14 protein-coding genes, 1 tRNA gene and 1 pseudogene are annotated in these 20301 nt (G+C 36.8%); 4 read left to right on the top strand and 12 right to left on the bottom strand.

Annotation, left to right across the window (positions count from 1 at the left end):
- Nucleotides 1-203 precede the first annotated feature (203 nt).
- Entirely contained in the window at nucleotides 204-1772 is a 1569-nt protein-coding gene (locus ACFIKR_RS05910) for a TerC family protein (protein WP_375659206.1), read from the top strand.
- Between the two features lie 513 nt (nucleotides 1773-2285).
- On the opposite strand, the gene ACFIKR_RS05915 is transcribed toward ACFIKR_RS05910, so the two are convergent.
- The 5 genes from ACFIKR_RS05915 to ACFIKR_RS05935 form a co-directional block, all read right to left on the bottom strand.
- Complete coding sequence (locus ACFIKR_RS05915) at nucleotides 2286-2633, bottom strand: DUF6990 domain-containing protein (protein ID WP_375659207.1); 348 nt, start codon at nucleotides 2631-2633, stop codon at nucleotides 2286-2288.
- Nucleotides 2634-4241: 1608 nt separating this feature from the next.
- On the bottom strand, nucleotides 4242-4451 hold the full coding sequence (locus tag ACFIKR_RS05920; protein WP_375659208.1) for a hypothetical protein: 210 nt from the start codon (nucleotides 4449-4451) through the stop codon (nucleotides 4242-4244).
- 214 nt (nucleotides 4452-4665) lie between these two features.
- The gene (locus ACFIKR_RS05925; RefSeq protein WP_375659241.1) at nucleotides 4666-4803 is read right to left on the bottom strand and encodes a YbfB/YjiJ family MFS transporter; all 138 of its coding nucleotides are present in this window, start codon (nucleotides 4801-4803) and stop codon (nucleotides 4666-4668) included.
- Nucleotides 4804-4940: 137 nt separating this feature from the next.
- Nucleotides 4941-5144: a YbfB/YjiJ family MFS transporter gene (locus tag ACFIKR_RS05930; protein ID WP_375659209.1), complete on the bottom strand. Its 204-nt coding sequence runs from the start codon at nucleotides 5142-5144 to the stop codon at nucleotides 4941-4943.
- 484 nt (nucleotides 5145-5628) lie between these two features.
- Nucleotides 5629-5705 (bottom strand) — tRNA-Arg (locus ACFIKR_RS05935).
- 263 nt (nucleotides 5706-5968) lie between these two features.
- Between ACFIKR_RS05935 and ACFIKR_RS05940 the strand changes: the two genes are divergently transcribed.
- Together ACFIKR_RS05940 and ACFIKR_RS05945 are read left to right on the top strand one after the other, a co-directional pair.
- Entirely contained in the window at nucleotides 5969-6742 is a 774-nt protein-coding gene (locus tag ACFIKR_RS05940) for an NAD kinase (RefSeq protein WP_375659210.1), read from the top strand.
- A gap of 146 nt (nucleotides 6743-6888) precedes the next feature.
- The gene (locus ACFIKR_RS05945) at nucleotides 6889-8292 is read left to right on the top strand and encodes a DEAD/DEAH box helicase (protein WP_375659211.1); all 1404 of its coding nucleotides are present in this window, start codon (nucleotides 6889-6891) and stop codon (nucleotides 8290-8292) included.
- A gap of 59 nt (nucleotides 8293-8351) precedes the next feature.
- Here the strand turns inward: ACFIKR_RS05945 and gltX (ACFIKR_RS05950) are convergent, their stop codons facing one another.
- The 7 genes and pseudogenes from gltX (ACFIKR_RS05950) to ACFIKR_RS05980 all read right to left on the bottom strand — a co-directional run bounded on the left by gltX (ACFIKR_RS05950) (nucleotide 8352) and on the right by ACFIKR_RS05980 (nucleotide 18684).
- Nucleotides 8352-9725: a glutamate--tRNA ligase gene (gene gltX, locus ACFIKR_RS05950; protein WP_375659212.1), complete on the bottom strand. Its 1374-nt coding sequence runs from the start codon at nucleotides 9723-9725 to the stop codon at nucleotides 8352-8354.
- Nucleotides 9726-9735: 10 nt separating this feature from the next.
- Complete coding sequence (locus ACFIKR_RS05955; protein ID WP_375659213.1) at nucleotides 9736-11397, bottom strand: NAD+ synthase; 1662 nt, start codon at nucleotides 11395-11397, stop codon at nucleotides 9736-9738.
- Between the two features lie 122 nt (nucleotides 11398-11519).
- Complete coding sequence (locus tag ACFIKR_RS05960) at nucleotides 11520-12899, bottom strand: class II 3-deoxy-7-phosphoheptulonate synthase (protein ID WP_012755064.1); 1380 nt, start codon at nucleotides 12897-12899, stop codon at nucleotides 11520-11522.
- A 68-nt stretch (nucleotides 12900-12967) separates the two neighbouring features.
- On the bottom strand, nucleotides 12968-14359 hold the full coding sequence (gene gor, locus ACFIKR_RS05965) for a glutathione-disulfide reductase (protein ID WP_375659214.1): 1392 nt from the start codon (nucleotides 14357-14359) through the stop codon (nucleotides 12968-12970).
- 204 nt (nucleotides 14360-14563) lie between these two features.
- On the bottom strand, nucleotides 14564-15133 hold the full coding sequence (locus tag ACFIKR_RS05970; RefSeq protein ID WP_375659215.1) for a DUF2059 domain-containing protein: 570 nt from the start codon (nucleotides 15131-15133) through the stop codon (nucleotides 14564-14566).
- 111 nt (nucleotides 15134-15244) lie between these two features.
- A complete protein-coding gene (rpiA, locus tag ACFIKR_RS05975) occupies nucleotides 15245-15949 on the bottom strand; it encodes a ribose-5-phosphate isomerase RpiA (protein ID WP_375659216.1) in 705 nt (234 codons plus the stop codon).
- 396 nt (nucleotides 15950-16345) lie between these two features.
- Nucleotides 16346-18684 (bottom strand): annotated as a pseudogene (locus ACFIKR_RS05980) (ComEC/Rec2 family competence protein).
- Between the two features lie 112 nt (nucleotides 18685-18796).
- Between ACFIKR_RS05980 and gltX (ACFIKR_RS05985) the strand changes: the two are divergent.
- Nucleotides 18797-20227 carry a glutamate--tRNA ligase gene (gene gltX, locus ACFIKR_RS05985; protein WP_375659217.1) on the top strand — a complete coding sequence of 477 codons (1431 nt, stop codon included), beginning with the start codon at nucleotides 18797-18799 and terminating at the stop codon, nucleotides 20225-20227.
- Nucleotides 20228-20301 lie beyond the last annotated feature (74 nt).

A 20301-nucleotide genomic window follows, 5' to 3' on the forward strand; every position in this document is an offset into this window, starting at 1 on the left:
TTAGAGGAACCTTCTTGTGGTTGTAAGCGGGATGGGGCATCATTTTGTTTTATCAATAATCACATGCATTCAAGCAATATTTTGCTGTTTTTTTCGTTGAATATAAGTTTTTTTACATTCAATGTTCATGATCCAATATACGAATAAAAGCCTATGAATTTTTTTTGTCAATCGCGCGCTTTTAAGCTTCTAAAAGGTAAGGAATGATGGAATGGATCACTGATCCCCATGCGTGGTTTGGTTTGATCACGTTGGTTTTTCTCGAAATTGTTTTAGGAATAGATAATCTTATCTTTATTGCAATTTTAGCTGAAAAATTGCCACTGCATTTGCGTGACCGCGCACGCTTTCTAGGTCTTACTTTAGCATTAATTATGCGGCTTTTCCTTCTTACAGTTATTGGATGGGTTATGAGACTCGATAGGGTAATTCTTTCACTTTCATCTTTTGTCTTTAGTTGGCATAGCTTTATTTTAATCGGTGGTGGAGCCTTTTTGCTAGCAAAGGGAACGCTAGAATTACATGAAAGGTTAGAAGGGGTATCACATGAAAGAAAAACAGGCGTTGCTTATGCTGTTTTTTGGCAAGTAATTGTTCAAATCGTGGTGCTGGATGCCGTTTTTTCACTAGACAGTATTATTACCGCAACAGGTATGATTGCAAAAGAGCAGGCAACAGTTATGTATATCGCAGTCATAGCTGCTATGGGAGTAATGATGTGCGGATCTGGTGTTCTTATGCGTTTTATTAATCGTCATCCCACTATTGTAATCCTCTGTCTTGGTTTTTTGATGATGATTGGTTTTACTCTCATTGTTGAAGGATTTGGTTTTCATATTCCAAAAGGGTATTTGTATGCTGCTATTGGTTTTTCTGTTCTCATCGAAGCTTTTAATCAAATTGGACGTCGTAACCGTGAAAAAATGATTAAAACGAATGATCTACGCAGTAGAACAGCTGATGCTGTTTTGAGGCTCTTAGGAGGAGGAAGCAAAGATAGTCACCTTGCTGAGACAGTAGACGTTATTGCGGAACAAGCTGCTGCTTCTGAGTTGTTTAGACCAGAAGAAAAGGAGATGATTCGTGGTGTTCTCGATTTAGCTGATCGCCCTGTTCGCTCTATCATGTCGCCACGTAATGAGATTGAGTGGTTAGATTTAAATGCTAATGAAAATGAAATGCGTGAAGAATTACAAAAGGTTAAACATAGCCGCTTAATTCTTGCGCGTGAAAAAGTAGATGAATTTGTTGGCGTTGCATTGACAAAAGATCTTCTTTTGAATTTGGCTGAGGGGAAAAAGATTAATTGGAAAAAAGCTATGCGAGAACCCCTCGTTGTTCATGAAAATACAAGTGTTTTACGATTGATGGAGCAATTACGTCATTCTTCGATTCAGCTTGCAATTATTGTTGATGAGCATGGATCTTTTGAAGGAATTGCAACACCAACCGATATTCTTGAAGCTATTGCAGGAGACTTTCCTGATGACGATGAAGAACTCATGATCGCAGAACGACTTGAAAATGGCAGTCTTCTTGTTGAGGGATATGCTGATATCCGCCGTTTAAGTGGTTATCTTGGGCGTAACCTTGTAGATGAAGCAGATCGTTATACGACTCTGGCAGGCTTTATGCTTTGGCAGTTTGGTCATTTACCAAATGAGGGAGAAAGTTTTGAAACTGATGGTTTACACTTTAAAGTGATTGAAATGGAACGTCGAAACATATCTAAAATCCTTATTTCTCCAATTGTCTTACCAGAAAGAAGCTAATTCTTTTTATAAGCAAGATGAATAAAAAGATTTTTTATGATTAAAAATTGAAAAGAATAAGAAGTTGATGACTTAATTGCATTTCATTATTTTTATATTTTTTAAGCGTAAAGTAATGAACATACAAAAGTTATGTTATCAACGAATTTTTCATTACAAAAAATTTTTATTGATAATTTACGAAAAGCTGTAAGAGAGAAAGTGGTGCAAAATTATTTGTCAATGGTCATTAATATCAAAAATAAAGAATATATATAACATATTGAATTTATAATAATTATTTATTACAATATTACCTTCACATCAAGAACCCCTCTTTCAAACATCAGATTTCCGCCAATGGATAGAGCTCCGCCATTGTTGGGTTCACTCAACTGATGATGGCAGTGTTAAACTAGACTCTGGCTCCTATAATTTTTTGAGATCTTCTTGATATTTCTTATCTTTTGTTTCGATAAATTTAGCTATTTTTTCCTTCAAAGAATGAAGCTCCGCCGCTCTGGAACACTCTTATTAAGAACTTTGTTTTTCTTCCAGAAGGCTCATATTTTTTGCTACTTTTGCAACTAAAGTGTAGCTGAGTTGCTTAGATTTCACCACTTCTTTAGCTAAAGCCAATGCACGTTCAAGATGAATCTGTTGGGTATTTTCATCAAAGCCTAAATGATCCCCTGCACTAAAACTTTGATAATAAGATTGTAAGGTTGCAACATCACCCAATAAAACCAGTGCAGCAATATGAAGTAAGCTATAATCTGCATCATCTATCTTGATAACTTTATGTGCCTCAACTTCACTCTTTTGCCAAGGTAATGCTCCATATCTGGAATAAAAGCATTTATGAAGATCAATTTTTTCCATCGCCCATTTCAAGACATAATCAAGCTCTAATTCCAATCAATTCGCACATATTTCTTCTTCACAAACTCTCAACCACTTTTTATCAAAATCAAGTTTTAGATCTTGTAAGTGCTGAGAATTGATAGGAATTAATTACCATGCAGGCAGCAGCTAAAATACCAGTACTAACCGAAAATTCAACATCAAATTGCGGATAACCTTTGATAATTGCGTCATTATAAAGAACTTGTACTTCATGATCTGGTAGTTGATAACGTGCTGAGTAATTATCTACCTCTTTAATTTCCTCAACAAACCAATCAAGATTTTTGAAGAGCGCTGTTGCACTCTCTATGGTTAAAAAATTCTTTGCTCTACCTCAAAAGAGGTCGTATCCATATCAAAAGTCAAAAGCGAAGCAGGGTTTTTGCAAACAAAATTGATACTGCCGTGTAAGAGAAGAATCTTATCAATAAGATCTTTGGTGATTTCTTTTGCAACGTCTAAACGAGATGGAATCTTATCATAAAAAACACACAACAAAGTCAATACGTTGTGTGAAATTATTTTATATAAATTCCATTTAGAATCCACACTTTTATACGTGATTCAATTGACCATTTTTTATAAACAATTGCCATGTATGAATAGACTATAAAAAGCAAATTATGATGCAAATGTTATAACGCATGTAAACATTCAAATGACGTGAAAAGAAGCTATCATTCATAACAATTCATAAATTTTATGATACGTTTTTATCTACACACAAATCGCATTGTTAAAAACGTAATCGTTTGAAGCTATCATAAGATAGATTTTAATTCATTAAGAACACATAAAAGGATTTAAAGAAAGTCGATTTTAAAGCGCCGCTTACTAAAAAGTTAGTAAATGACAAGTAGGTATTATATAGATACTATCATCACAACAGATAATAAAGTTGATAATGTTATGTTTTATGAAATCAAAAGCCTTTTAATGATATAACGCAAGCAAACAAGCAAAAAACGTTTTAAAAGAGGCATTTTGATAGTGTGCTTTGTTTCAAATTCCCCCTCAAAAATGAGGGCGTTATTCTTAATACGTTTTATAACCATAAAAAAGTGTTCATAGGTTCTGTAATTCAAATGAATGATTAAAAATCATACCTGTCATTTACGTTCCTTTTGATAAGTTTTAATCAATAAAATAGAGCGCTTGCAATATGATACGTTGTATATATACATTCATTATTGATTTCTTTTGTATGATCTGTAGCTCCTCTATTTAAAAGCCGCGTCATATCAATTGGCACGGCTTTCTTTTATGAATTTTCTCTTTTATGATGGGTTTATAGCCATCATAAAGGTGCTCTCCACGCCTGTCATTTGTTCTGCTTATCAAGCTTGACAACGTTATCACTTTCATAAACCTCATAATTTATGAGAACCGAATATAAATCGCTATGTCTTTTTATTCTTGCATTACCATATACATTACCTCTAATCACGAAATAACCAGAGATCTTGGCATTGCCATAAACCTTGCCATACTAACAACAGCATAATCATAAACCTCGGCATTGCTATGAATAGGTACACTACCGGATAATTTTGCATTTCCATAAACCCGCGCATAATGATAAACTCAAACGTTATAAGAAAGATGAGCATTGTCATAAACATGAGCACCAGAATACACGCGGGTTTTATCACATATAAGGGCATTGCCATACACATAGCCACCAATGGCAGCATTGCCATAGCCCCTTGCATTTTCATAAAAACGACCAGATTTTACAACACATGCATTATCAGCAACCCAGCAATTGTCATCATGAGAGATGGTTGTTTTCATTTTCAATAAAACTATCTAGATCGCTTTTTTACATCACCAAAATCTTTTAAAGCACAAATGCGATACAATATATGACTAGTCACGAAATCCATTTGATTGGTCAATTCATATTTTTTGGATGTTTTTTCTTATTAACAGGAGCGATTTCATTTGCAATGGAATAAATAACGGGAGTGTTTTTTGATATTGTTGTCATAATTAAACCTGTATGTTTTTAAAAGTTTTGAACAAACATTAAGCCGACTTCAAACCAAATGTTTGTCGCATCAAGCGCCCTGTTCAAACTAATAATAACATATTCATTACCTAGTAGAACACCAACTCCTACACCTGCATAAAGCGAAGCAATAATCCGCCCATTATGGCTATGCTACATGACCATAATAGGACTCAAAACCATCATTGCTACACTCAAAACACTAGAAGCAAATCGGATCAAAAGGACCAAGTGTTAACGCCATGGAAATAAAATAATAAGTGCACTCATTACTATAGCTGCACAAGATAGCATGTGAGGAGCACGAGAGATATTCCAAATTCTGCCAAACGTAAAGAACATACTCCCCCACCATAATTAGCGCTAGCTATGTGAGAAAGTTGATTAAAGGTAAACAATCCCTCATCCAATATAACTGGCAATATTGGTGTATAGAGAAATTTCCCGATACCCATTCTCAAAACCATAATAACCATACCGAATACAGCGTTTTGAAATAATTCAAATCTTGACGATTATTTTTATCCCCATTATTATTCCTTTAACTGGTGATATTCCTCATCCGCGTTCCATCTCGCCATAACAGCCTTTAGCTCCCAAAATAGAATAAAAGCAAATTTAGCTATCTATTTTAATGCTCAAAACGATATATTTAACGATCTACTGTCAAAATTGCCAGATCAATTATACAATAATATATTGAATTAATATGTATTTTTATATTATAAATGTTTATAGTTAAATTGAAAGCATATTTAGATAATCTTGCTTTTTATCTCGATATTCAAAATGACTAACCGAAAAGTTATATACGCAATCGTAAATTTTACTTCTCTTAAAATCATTTTCTTATTCGCTATAAAACTTAATAAACAACTCAAATGACCATTTTCATAAAAGAGGAAATTAACTTCTTCTTAGGTAATATTGTTATTTAGGATGGTATGAAGTTGAAGAATTTGGTGCACCCGACAGAATTCGAATCTGTGACCTCTGCCTTCGGAGGGCAGCGCTCTATCCAGCTGAGCTACGGGTGCTTCAAACTGATTATTAAAATCAGTTATGGTCTTTTAACTAATCATACTCTTAGCTTCAATGCTAAATTATCATTCTAATAAAAAAATTACTTGTTTGTAACTTATCTAACAACGCACTCCTCTTATTTTTCAATGATACTTTACCTTGAAATAACTTCTCTTTATTCAATGCTCTTTTTATTATAAAAAGAGCTTTTGTTACAACTTCAAAACTCTCAAAAATAAGTTACAACATACATTATAAATATCAGGATAATTTTTTAATGACTACATTACCAAGTCGCTTTCATTTTATTTCCGCAGAAACTGAGGATGCTATCAAAGCTACCCATAAATTAATTTCCGTTTATGGTCATTCTTCTCTGGAAGAAACTGATATTGTTGTTGCAATCGGTGGTGATGGAACAATGTTACAAACCGTACGAGACGTCATGAACACAGGCAAACCTATTTATGGCATGAATCAAGGTTCTGTAGGATTTCTTATGAATGAATTTCATGAAAAAAAATTGCCCAATCGTATTGCTGTCGCACATAAAAAAGAAATTCATCCCCTGCGAATGATTGCAAAATCTGAATATCAAGATTCTATCGAGGCGCTTGCAATTAATGAAGTATCCCTCTTTCGGCAATCTTATCAAGCTGCAAAAATTCGCATCACCATTGATAACAATGTACGCATGGAACAATTAAGTTGTGATGGTGTCCTCGTCGCTACACCAGCTGGATCGACCGCCTATAATTTATCAGCACAAGGACCTATCTTACCTCTTATGGCCCCCCTTATGGCCCTCACTCCCGTTAGTCCTTTTCGCCCTCGGCGTTGGCATGGAGCTTTGCTTCCCAATACAGTAATAGTGCGCTTTGATATGCTTGAACCTGACAAACGCCCTGTCAACGCTGCTGCAGATAATATTGAAGTTAAATCTGTTCATTCAGTTACTATTTCAATGGCAACAGAAGTAACAGCTTCAATCCTTTTTGACTCAAATCATTCATGGGATGAGCGCATTTTATCAGAACAATTTCGCTATTAATGATTGTATTATGCGTTTTATATGTATATGATTGTTATAGTTAGTTTTTTTGTGAAAACATCTTAACACTTTTTAAGAGTGTAGAATATTGGTTATAATCATCATTTAGGTAGCGCAGTTAAAATCACAGAGCAATTGATAAAAAAATGATACCATCTTTAAACAGTTTTGATGATTTAGGTCTTTCCGCAAAGGTTATTAATGCGGTGAAATCAGCGGGATATACAACTCCAACACCTATTCAAAGTGAAACAATTCCGCATGTCCTTCAAAGAAAAGACGTTTTAGGAATCGCCCAAACGGGAACAGGTAAAACCGCTTCTTTCGTATTGCCTATGCTCACTCTCCTTGAAAAAGGTCGTGCAAGAGCACGAATGCCCCGTACGCTCATCTTAGAACCAACACGAGAAATTGCAGCTCAAGTTGAAGAAAATTTCGATAAATACGGAATAAATCATCGTTTAAATGTTGCTCTTTTGATTGGTGGAGTTTCTTTTGAACTGCAAGATCGCAAACTTGAACGGGGAGCTGATGTTCTTATCGCAACGCCAGGACGCCTTCTTGATCATTGCGAGCGCGGTAAACTGCTCCTGATGGGCGTTGAAATCCTTGTTATTGATGAAGCTGATCGCATGTTGGATATGGGCTTTATTCCTGATATTGAACGCATCTGTAAGCTAACTCCTTTTACGCGTCAAACTTTGTTCTTTTCTGCAACAATGGCGCCAGAAATTACAAAACTAACGAAACAATTTTTACATTCTCCTGTATCTGTTGAAGTTACAAAAGCATCCTCAACCGCAACCACAATTACACAACGGCTCGTCAAATCTGGAAGTAAGTCATGGGATAAAAGAGCTGTTTTGCGAGAACTTATTCATAATGAAGGTGCTGAGCTTCAAAACGCTATTATTTTCTGTAATCGAAAAAGAGATATCTCTGAACTTTTTAGATCTCTCGTCAGGCATAATTTTAGTGTAGGGGCACTTCATGGAGATATGGACCAATACTCGCGCATGAGCACATTGGCCGATTTTAAAGACAATAAACTCACGCTTCTTGTTGCATCTGATGTTGCTGCCCGTGGACTTGATATCCCAGCTGTAAGTCATGTATTTAACTATGATGTCCCTACACATGCTGAAGACTATATCCATCGAATTGGTCGTACAGGGCGTGCAAATCGTAGCGGAAAAGCTTTTACAATTGTGACAAAAGCTGATCAAAAATATATCAATGCCATTGAGGAAATGAGTAATGAAAAAATTGAATGGCTCAATGGAGATTTCTCAACTTTAATAGCCGATGATCAAACAGAAGATATTGTTGTAAAGAAAAAATCTTCAAAATCATCAAAGAAAACTGCTCAAAAAGAGCCTGTTGCTCACACTAAAAAATCTGTAGAAGAGAATAAAACAGAATATGTCAAAAATGCAAATAATAAAGAGAAGCCATCTGAGCAACAACGCCCACGAAAAAATAAGAATTACACGCCCCTTGGATTTGGTGATGATATTCCTGCTTTCATGCTTATAAAAACGTGTAAATAAATTCGTTCTTTACTCTCTTTAAGAATGAAATGAACGAAATGCTTTAAAAAAAGCCGCTCTTATTTTCTAGAGAGTCTTTCTGCTACCTTTTCACGCCCTAAAAGCTGCAAAATTTTTCCCATTTCAGGTCCATGGTCCATGCCTGTAAGTGCCTGACGTAATGGCATAAATAAAGCTTTCCCACTACGTCCTGTTTTTTCTTTTAATTCTGTTGTCCAAATTTTCCAACTTTCCTCATTCAAAGCACCTTCAGGTAAGAAATCGAGTGATTGGCGCACAAAAGCACGATCCTCTAGTGCCACTGTATCAAAATTCTGTTCATCATGAATGATTTTCCACCACAAAACAGCATCATTGACTTTATTAATATTACTTCTTATCGCGTTCCAGAAATATTCCGCCTTATCTCCCTCAATAGAAAGTTTTTTAAGGCGCATTTTTACTTCCTCATAGTTTAATTCATGAACAAGATGACTATTTAAAGCAAGAAGATCAGCAATATCAAATTTTGCAACGGATCTTGACGTATCTTGGAGATTAAAATGTTCTAAAAGCGCTGCTTGATTGGGATAGGGATGCACATTTTGCGATGTCCCAATCAAAACGGCAAGGCATTGAACAGCTATAGATTCAAATCCTTCTTCCCGTAGAGAACGAATAGAAAGATCATTGTTACGTTTTGAAAGTCCTTTTCCTAAAACTGTTGCCAATAAATTGATATGGCCCAAAACCGGTAATTCTGCATTAAGAGCTTTAAAAAGAGCAATTTGAGCGCCTGTATTTGTAATATGATCATCCCCACGAATAATATGCGTAATAGCCATATCTACATCATCAACAACAGACGGCAATGTATAAAGATAGCTTCCATCTTCACGAATAAGAACAGGATCTGAAAGAGAAGCCAAATCAATCGTCTGCTTTCCCTTTACTGCATCATTCCAACAAACTTCTGTTCGCTTTGTTTGTAGAGGATCATTTTCAAAATTAGGGAGAAGAAAACGCCAATGGGGTTTACGACCTTGTGATTCAAAGTTTTTTTTCTCTTCTGCTGTCAATTTTAATGCTGCACGGTCATAAATAGGAGGCAATTTGCGTGAAAGCTGGATTTTACGACGCCGTTCTAATTCTTCTGCAGTCTCATAACAGGGATAAAGAAGCCCGCGTTGTTTGAGAATTTCCGCAACTTCATCATATCGATTAAATCGCTTAGATTGGTAATAAATTGCATCTGGTTGAATACCAAGCCATTCAAGGTCAACAGCAATAGCATCGATATACTCTTGTTTAGAACGTTCAACATCTGTATCATCATAGCGCAAGATAAATGCTCCATTATGCGCTTGCGCATAAAGCCAATTGAAAAGCGCAATACGGATATTGCCAATATGAATATAACCTGTTGGAGAGGGAGCAAAACGAACTTTAACCATAAAATAATACTCAATTTTTATCGCGAAAATGATTGACTATGGGATAGCGACGATCGCGTCCGAAACTCTTGTAACTGATTTTTACACCGGGTGCAGATTGTCGTCTTTTATATTCGGCACCATAAAGAAGCTGTTCAACTTTCTCAACAGTTTCCCGTGAATACCCACGTTTAATAATATCACAAATACTCATGTCATTTTCTATAAGAGATTGCAAGATATCATCTAGAATAGGATAAGGCGGAAGAGAATCTTCATCTTTTTGATTTTCCCGCAGCTCTGCAGAAGGCGCTTTTTCTATAATATTGGATGGAATGACAATTCCTTCTGGTCCTTTCAAATTGTGCAAGTGATTTTTATTGCGCCACTCAGCTAATGCATAAACCTGCATTTTATAAATATCTTTAAGAGGATTAAACCCGCCATTCATATCACCATACAGTGTTGCATATCCCACAGCCATTTCCGACTTATTGCCTGTTGTCACTACCATTGAGCCAAATTTATTGGAAAGTGCCATTAAAATAGTTCCACGTACACGGCTTTGAAGATTTTCTTCTGTCACATCAGACGGCAACCCTAAAAAAAATGGCGCCATTGTGTTCAAAAAAGCTTCAACAGGTTGCTCAATCGGTATTATTTCATAATGACATCCTAGAAGTTGTGCACACTCTTTAGCATCTTTTAACGATTCTTGTGAAGTATAGTGATAAGGCATCATAATGGTGCGAACTCTCTCAGAGCCAAGAGCATCCACCGCCATTGCCGCACACAGGGCTGAATCAACTCCTCCTGAAAGACCAAGAATAACATCCTTAAAGCGATTTTTATTAACGTAATCTCTCAAACCTAAAACACAAGCTTGATAATCGGCCGCTAATCCATTGAGAAGACTTTCATTAGGACCTGAAATACAGTGCCATCCCGTCGTTATTTTTTGCCAATGGCTCAAAGCAATATGGCTATCAAAGTGCTTCATTTGAAATATCTTTTTTCCTTCTCCATTCAAGGCAAAAGACCCACCATCAAAAACGAGCTCATCTTGACCACCAACTTGATTAGCATAAATAATTGCTACCCCAGATCGGAGAGCTTGCGTATGAACAACATCGATACGTTTTAAGGTTTTATTACGATCGTAGGGAGATCCGTTAAGGACAAGAATAATTTCCGCTCCTTTATTACCAAGCTCCGCACAAAGTGAAGAATCATTCCAAATATCTTCACAAATCACTATTCCTAGTCCTACCCCACGATAGATAAGAGGCTCAGGTCGTGGGCCTGAAGAAAATAAACGCTTTTCATCAAATTCAACATAATTAGGTAGATCAAACTTCAAACTTTCGGCAATGACTCGCCCTTCATCAAGAAGCATGACACCGTTGTAAATATTGCCATTGCGTCTTAATGGAAGACCAATGACAATTCCTGGTCCGCCTACGGTTATCTTTGCTAATTTCTTAACAGTCTCTTCACATGTTTTTGTAAAAGCAGGTTTTAGAACAAGATCTTCCGGCGGATAAGCGCTTATAAAAAGTTCCGTGAATAAAACAAGATCAGCCCCCTCTTCTTTGGCCTTTTGATGTGCCATGGCAGCTAAAGAAAAATTCCCCTCAATATCACCAACAATAGGATTTAATTGGGCAATTGATACCCGAAAATCATTTTTCATAAGCCTTTGTATCATTTCATCAGTTTAGCAACCACAACTTATTCTTCATCATCAGGAAATATCACTTTTTTAAAAATTCTCTTCTGCCATAATGACCTAAAAGTATATTAGGCAATTTTTTCCTACCCACCAACAGCAATTCCTAACGAATCAGTCACACGATTTTTTTTAAGGAGTTCAGCAACAAGAAAAGCCAATTCTAACGCTTGATCTGCATTTAACCGTGGATCACATTGCGTATGATAACGATCAGATAAATCGTCTACAGAAATAGCATGCGCCCCTCCTGTACATTCAGTAACATCACGACCTGTCATCTCAATATGGATGCCTCCTGGATAAGTTCCCTCTCCATGATGTACTGCAAAAAAATTCTCTACTTCTTTTAAAACATAATCAAAGGGACGCGTCTTATAACCATTGGCAGTAATTGTATTGCCATGCATTGGATCACATGACCATATAACCGCACGCTTCTCACGTTCAACGGCACGGATGAGTTTAGGCAGATAATTTTCAACTTTATCATACCCAAAACGCGTAATGAGAGTAAGCCGCCCCAGCTCGTTTTCTGGATTTAAAATATCAATTAATTTTAAAAGCTCATCAGACTCAATGGAAGGACCACATTTTAATCCTATAGGATTTTTAATGCCGCGACAATATTCAACGTGAGCATGGTCAATCTGACGTGTACGGTCACCAATCCATAACATATGACCGGATGTTGCATACCAATTTCCTGAAGTTGAATCAATCCGAGTCAAAGCCTCTTCATAACCAAGCAAAAGTGCTTCATGACTGGTATAAAAAGATGTTTCACGCAATGAAGAATGTGTTTTGGATGTAATCCCTATGGAACGCATAAAATCAATTGCTTCAGAAATACGCTCTGCCAATAATTCATAACGTTCCCCCTGCGGACTGTTAGAAACAAAACTCAACATCCATGTGTGTACATTTTCTAAATTAGCATAGCCACCTTGTGAAAAAGCACGCAATAGATTAAGTGTTGCCGCAGATTGGCGATAAGCCATAGACATCCGTTGCGGATCTGGAATACGAGAATCGGCTTCAAACTCAATGCCATTAATAATATCCCCCCGATAAGCAGGAAATTCAACTCCCTCTTTACTTTCGATATCAGAAGAGCGGGGCTTTGCAAATTGACCAGCAATACGACCAATTTTAACAACCGGTTTAGAACTACCAAAGGTTAAAACAATCGCCATTTGCAAAAATACACGAAAAAAATCGCGGATATTATCAGCTTCATGTTCAGCAAAGCTTTCGGCACAATCACCACCTTGCAATAAAAAAGCTTGTCCTTTTGCAACAGCTGCTAATTCATTTTTTAAATCACGTGCTTCACCGGCAAAAACTAAAGGAGGATAACTTCTCAGTTTTCGTTCAACATCCTCTAACATAGACTTATCCGGATAAGTCGGAACTTGTTTAATTGGCCTTGTTCTCCAAGAGTCAGGTGCCCATTCTTTTATCATTACACTCTCTCTAAAGATTAATCTTACAGATTGGCATATCAAAAGCTTTTTACCACAATATATGCTGTTTAACTTTCTATTTTCTTCCCATTTTCATATATATAACTTGGTTTATACATCGTTACCAATTCTTCTGCCATCGTTGGATGCACTGCCATCGTTTCATCAAAGATATCCTTCGTCAGCTTCCCTTTGAGAGCTATCCCAATAAGCTGTGCCATCTCACCAGCGTTTTCCCCCAAAATATGAGCGCCCACAACAATACGGCTTTCACCATCAACAATGAGTTTCATAAGCATTTTCTCTGAACTATCAGAAAGAACATTACGCATAGGGCGAAAAACTGTACGATAAATTTCAAGACGCTTATAACGACGTACCGCATCTTCTTCTGAAAGACCAACTGTTCCAATCTCTGGCTGAGAAAAAACTGCCGTCGTAATTAAATCATAATCAGGTGTCGTGGGAATATTCTCAAACGCAGTCTTCACAAAACACATTGCATCATGAATCGCAACAGGTGTTAATTGAATATGACCTGTTACATCACCAACAGCCCAAATATGGGGTATGTTTGTTGTCATTCTTTCATCAACAACAACTGCACCAAATTCATCCACTTGAACACCTGCCCGCTCAAGTTTTAAACCCGTTGTATTTGGTACACGCCCTGTAGCCAACATAATCTGATCGACACTAATCGTTTGCCCATTTGATAAAATAACTTCATAACAATTTTCTGTAGCCTGCACTTTAGAAATTGTTACGCCGTAGAAAATAGAAATCCCTTTTTCAGTCATTTCATCGCTGAGCAATTGCCGCAAATCATGATCAAAACCACGAAGGATTAAATCACCACGATGGAGCAGCGTTGTTTTTACACCTAATTCATGAAAAATATTAGCAAATTCAACACCAATATACCCTCCACCAACAATGACTATTGATTTTGGGAATTGATCAAGGTCAAAAATCTCATTAGAAGTGAGGCAAAATCCACCGCCTTCTATGGAAGTATTTGGTGCAACTTTTGCCCCTGTTGCAATCAAAATTTTTTCTGCACTTACCCGCTCACCCGTGGCAGAAAGCTCTAATGTGTGATCATCTACAAAAGTAGCACGACTTTCATAAATATGCACATTATTATTCTCTAACCCCTTACGATACAGCCCTTCTAACCTTGATATTTCTTTATTTTTAGCTGCAACCAACTTTTCCCAACTAAAAATTGGATCCGCATATTTCCACCCAAAACCAACACTTTTCTTAAATTCTTTTACATATTGTGATGCATAAACATAAAGTTTTTTGGGAACACAACCACGAATAACACAAGTGCCCCCTATCCGATATTCCTCTGCTATAGCAACACGCTTACCGAGTCCTCCAGCAAGCCGTGCTGCACGCACTCCACCAGAACCACTTCCAATAACAAATAAATCAAAGTCAAAAGAGCCCACGAATTATTCCTTCTTATGTATCTGCAAGAATAGGCTAAGATCATTTATTATCAAATGAAAGTCTTTTTTTCTTTTGAATAAGCATTTTTTATAAAGCCGTATTCTAAAAAGACCTACTCTCATTAAAATATTAAAAACGGCGGGAAATCCGCCGCTATTAAAAAAATCAGAAATTGCCCAGTGGTTGTCATGATATCAATCAAGCTATTTTTTATTTTCTGAAGATTCTGATTTTATAGGCATATTTGTCGGCATAGTAGAATTATTCAAATTAAGTATTGCAGACATCTCTTTTTTCACATTTTCTACAAAATCCCGCATAAGCGCAGAACGCCATGTATCAAATGCTGAATAAGAATCACGTGCGATATTGGGAACTTCTGTCAAAAACTTTTTACCGGTATCAGAACTGTAGAATGCTGTTATTGCATCAAGCTCTTTTTGAGTAAAATATTTTGCATATACATGAGCAATCTCTTTTTCTAGATCAGAGCGCCTTTTAATTAAAGCAAGCGCCTGCTTATCAACAATATCAGAAATAGCCTCTGCCAAATTTGGATCATCCCTCATCAGTGCAGTTTTAAGATCATCTACCGCATTTGGTAAAAAACTATCAAACTGATCCGTTGCGTGAATGGCACTTATAGCCTTTCTAGCTGAAGCTAAATGTTGATCGCTCACACCTTGTGCATAAGCCATTCCAATATTCACAACAAAAACGGCAACTACACCTAAATATACGACAAAACGCTGAAAAGAAAATATTGTTTTCATTTAATGATTACCCCGATAATTAATTATAATTCAAATGCGTTACTTATTCAAAATTTCAATACTCTTTGATTTATTGTATTGTGCTAACATATTGTCATGGAACTGTCTTCTCTAAAGATCAAAAGATTCTAAAATTTTTGTTTGACCATCGGCCATAGCGACAATTGCACGTGAAGCCAATCCCAAAAAAAGGCCATGCTCAACAACACCAGGAATGGCAAGAAGTGCATCCGATAATGGTTTTGGTTGCAAAATGCAGCCCCAAAATGCATCAAGAATAAAATGCCCCCCATCTGTTTCAAAAGGATTTTTTCCATTCATTCGCAATGCAATTTCTCCAGAAAGCCCTAAATCATCAGCGACTTTTTCGATGGCTCTACATGTTGTATGGATACCAAATGGATTAACTTCAATTGGTAGTGCAAAAGCACCAAGTCGTTTTACCACCTTTGTTTCATCAGCAATGACAAGCATTGCACGAGATGCCGATGCTACAATTTTTTCATACAACAATGCTCCCCCTCCACCTTTAATGAGCATCATCTCAGGACCAATTTCATCTGCTCCGTCAATATCAAGATCCAATTCAGGTATTTGTTCTAAAGTGCTAACAGGCACTCCGAACTTACGACAGAGTTGTTCAGAATATCGTGAAGTAGCAACACCAGTCACTCGCAAACCATCCGCAACACGTTCACCAAGAAGACGAATAAATTCATTGACTGTCGAACCAGATCCAATACCAAGCAGCATATCATCTTCAATAAATTCAAGCGCTTTAATAGCTGCCATTTTTTTTAACTGCGGAACATTCATGAATAACTTTGCCTTTTATCCGTATAAGCAGCATTTATCACCCCTATTACCACCGATAATAATGATAATAAAAGATAACCTCTTGACGCAATCTATTTAAATTTACCATCATCTTTTGCTTGAAGAGATGTTACTCGTTATAGAAATATATGATAAGAATAAAATAGAATAATCAACAATTATCTTTTTTATTTCTTTGAGAAAATTTGTTAGCATTTTTCTCATTCAATAAGAATTTTTGATTTATCTTGTGCTATCAATAGGATGCACATATCAATTTTTTGAAAAATTTAAAATGATCAGATATAAAAAACATCTATTTCTAGAAAACTGTAGATTATTATCTCGTTTCAATAACTTTGATAAACTTACTAATTTAAATACCGCAAAATTTTATCAGAAGAGTCTTCTATTATTTTTTGTTTTGTCATTATCCAAATGTGAAGCAAAATATGATAGATTATATTTTTTATGAATGCTGTCTGTGCATATTCCATGGTCTATGAAACCCTAGCGAAGACCAAATAATATCTCCATCTTTGGTCATCATAACGCTTCCTCGTGATAACAATTGTTGAGGCGTAAATATTATTTTTGCCTTCTTATAACATGTTGGATTACGCATTACAAATGTATGAATGAGAATATCTGCCTCTACACATTGATCTATTTCTCTCTGTAAAACAACCACTTTTAATCCATTCTCTAATAATGACGTACATACATGATAATCACAAATAAATTGTCCGTGCAACGAAGGACCATATTTTGTTGGTTTAATCGTTTCATTCACACGAAATGACTTTTTCCATATGGATGTCGTGAACTTAGAAATATGGTAACGATCAATATATAATTTTTTATCATGGATAACGCCCACGAGACGCATATTATCTGCTATAATCAGTTGTACAGGTGAATGCATTACGCAAATAGAAATACCAGCCAAAATAAACAAACTAAAAAAGAGCCGGATGAGTGTTTTGCAAAAAGTCAGTCCAACCAAGCCTATACTCAATAAAACCAACGCAGATAACGGCATAAAACCAGGATTCAAATCAGGAGAAATAGCCTTGATAACATGCGCAATCTTTATCACAAGATCAACACCAAACCCCATAATTTGAAGGGGGAGCCATTCGAATCCTCCTAACATTGCGAGGACTGCAATTAATCCAAAAGGAATGACGAAAATTGAAATGACAGGCAAAGCAAAAGCATTACTGATAATGCTCAAAGATGCCGTATTAGAAAAATGATACGCAGCATAAATTCCACTTGCACTCCCTGCAACAAGGGAAGAAGCACATGTTGAAAGCATCGATAAGAAAGCAAAATTTATCACTCCTCCTCCAACATAAGAGGGTGTTGTTTTTCTTTTACGAAAAAATGATCTTCCACTCCACCAATCAAAAAAAGCGATCAAAGCAGCAGTCGCAGAAAAGGACATTTGAAAGCTAGGACCTAATATTTCATGGGGTGTCATCGCCAGAGTTATCAACCCTGCAATAGAAAAATTACGCATTGTTATAGCAGAGCGATTACACAATATAGCAACCAACATAACAGCAATCATCACAAAACTTCTTTGCGCTGATATTGCTAAGCCCGACAATAACAAATAAAAAGCTGTTATCATAAACGCAACGATAGCAGCAAATTTTTTACTGGAATAATAGGAAGAAAAAACTGGAAAAAATGCTAAAAAACTACGGATACTCAAAAGAACTATGCCGCTTAACAACGCCATATGTAAACCGGATATTGATAAAATATGGGCTAATCCAGCCGTACGTAATGCTTCATTTGTCTCATTTGAAATGCCAGCACGCTGCCCTGTTATGAGAGCAGCAGCTACACTCCCCTTTTCTCCTTCAAGTGCTATACGGATTCTTTGTGTCATCTTCGTGCGTAAATTTTCAATTTTCTGTAGAATGATAGCGAATATTCCATCAGGCTGCGAAACCGATATTTTTCTTGGTTTTCCTAAATAAACGCCTTGTGCCCCAATTCTTTTAAAATAATTATGAAAACTAAAATCGTAGCCTCCTGGACGCACTGGCCCAGAAAATGCACGAATCTTAACTTTCCCATATAGTCCATCACCAATTGCTAAGCCAGATGGCAAATATCTTGCCGATAAACGAATACGATGAAGACTATGGCATAATATGGGCTTTTCTGTACTCAAAACATCCAAAACTAAACGAAATCCCCCTTTGGTGCCTGACTCAATAGAAACAATTCTTCCCGTCAATGTGGTGACAATGTCACTGCTTAACATGGGTGTTGCAATACGCCACGTTTCTATTTTTGCCGCCAAAGCACCCAATATAATACAAAACAAAAATCCCACAGGAATCCATATTTTTTGATAAAAACGTGCAATATAGAATATTCCCAGAAAAATACTGACCAACGCCCCCAATTGTCCCCAACTTGGCTCCCACTCTAAATGAAAATAAAAAATGATTCCTAGGGCAAAAAAGACTAAAATCAGCGAAAAAAGAATACCAAAAGAAACTTCTTTATTGATACAATCTTCTAGCCATTTGCGAAAACGAATGATGACTTCTTTTGAGAGCGTCAATAAAAAAAAGTTTTTGTTGGTTATAACTGCCGTTCTTTGCATCATCATATCTAGAAAAAACACTCTGCCCTATTTGACATGGCTTTTCTCTTTCTGTAACAGATTTTTCGGATAAGCCCTCTTTAACTTTACTTTGATAAAATATCCGCCCCCCACTTTAACTCGCAATATGGCTATTGCACACCCCATCACCTATGCTAACATGATTTTTCTATAAAGTTCTATAAGTAATATCTCAGTTTAAAGGAAAATATTTCGTGTCTGTTATTACTCGTTTTGCCCCTTCACCCACTGGCTTCCTTCATATTGGTGGCGCTCGTACTGCTCTTTTTAATTGGCTTTATGCAAAACATACCGGTGGAAAAATGCTTTTACGAATTGAAGATACAGACCGAGAGCGCTCAACAGAAGCAGCTGTAAAAGCTATTATAGATGGCTTGCACTGGATGGGGCTTAGTTATGATGGCACCCCTATTTCGCAATTTGAACGTGCTGAACGTCACCGCCAAATCGCCGAACAGTTGGTCAAAAACGGCAAAGCATATTATTGTTATGCTTCACCTGAGGAGTTAGCTGAAATGCGTGAAAAAGCCCGTGCAGAAGGGCGCCCACCACGTTATGATGGACGTTGGCGGGACCGTGATTGTTCTGAAGCTCCTAAAGGTGTTAAGCCTGTTATTCGCATCAAAGCCCCTGAAGATGGAGAAACGATTGTACATGATCGTGTTCAAGGTGATGTTCGTTTTCCTAATAAAGATCTCGATGACTTTATTATTTTGCGTTCTGATGGTTCGCCTACTTATATGCATGCTGTTGTCGTTGATGATCATGATATGGGCATCACACATATTATACGTGGGGATGATCATCTTACCAATGCTGCCCGACAAATGATCATCTTTAAGGCAATGGGATGGGATATTCCTGTTATGGCACATATTCCTCTTATCCATGGTGAAAACGGTGCAAAATTATCAAAGCGGCATGGTGCACTCGGTGTTGATGCCTACCGAACAATGGGATATCTTCCTGCTGCTTTGCGCAATTACCTTGTCCGTTTAGGTTGGAGTCATGGTGATGACGAACTGATGTCGCTTAAAGATATGATTTCTTGGTTTGACATTGAGGATATTAACAAAGGTGCTGCTCGTTTTGATCTCAAAAAGCTCGATTCCATCAACGGACACTATATGCGCATGAGTAATGATCAAGAACTTTTTGATGCCGCTCTTAATATTCTACCAGAAACCGATAGGGGAGCACAAATTATTGAAAGACTTGATGAAAAACGCCGTGTTCAATTCTTAAAAGCAATCCCGCATTTGAAAGAACGTTCAAAAACACTGTGCGAACTGATTGACAATGCCTCCTTCATTTTTACGCAACGACCTTTACAACTTGATGAAAAAGCACAAATGCTCTTAGATAAAAATGGCCGGACCATTTTAAATGATCTTTATCTTGCCCTGAAAGCTTGCCCCTCTTGGGATACAAAAATTCTAGATGAAACACTTCGCTCTTGTATACAAACACAGAATCTCAAATTTGGATCTATCGCCCAACCACTTCGCGCAGCTCTTACAGGATGTGCAACATCACCAGGTGTTTTGGATGTTCTTATTTTGTTAGGACGCGATGAATCCCTTCATCGCATCAAGGATCAACTTATCACAACAATATGCTCATAATGTGTACTGAGTATATTTCTTCAAATAGATATCTATACAGATATCTCAACGCGCTCTAGAAGAGTTTTTTATGT

The organism is Bartonella sp. MR30HLJHH, assembly GCF_042194195.1.
GTDB classification, from domain to species: Bacteria; Pseudomonadota; Alphaproteobacteria; order Rhizobiales; family Rhizobiaceae; genus Bartonella; species Bartonella grahamii.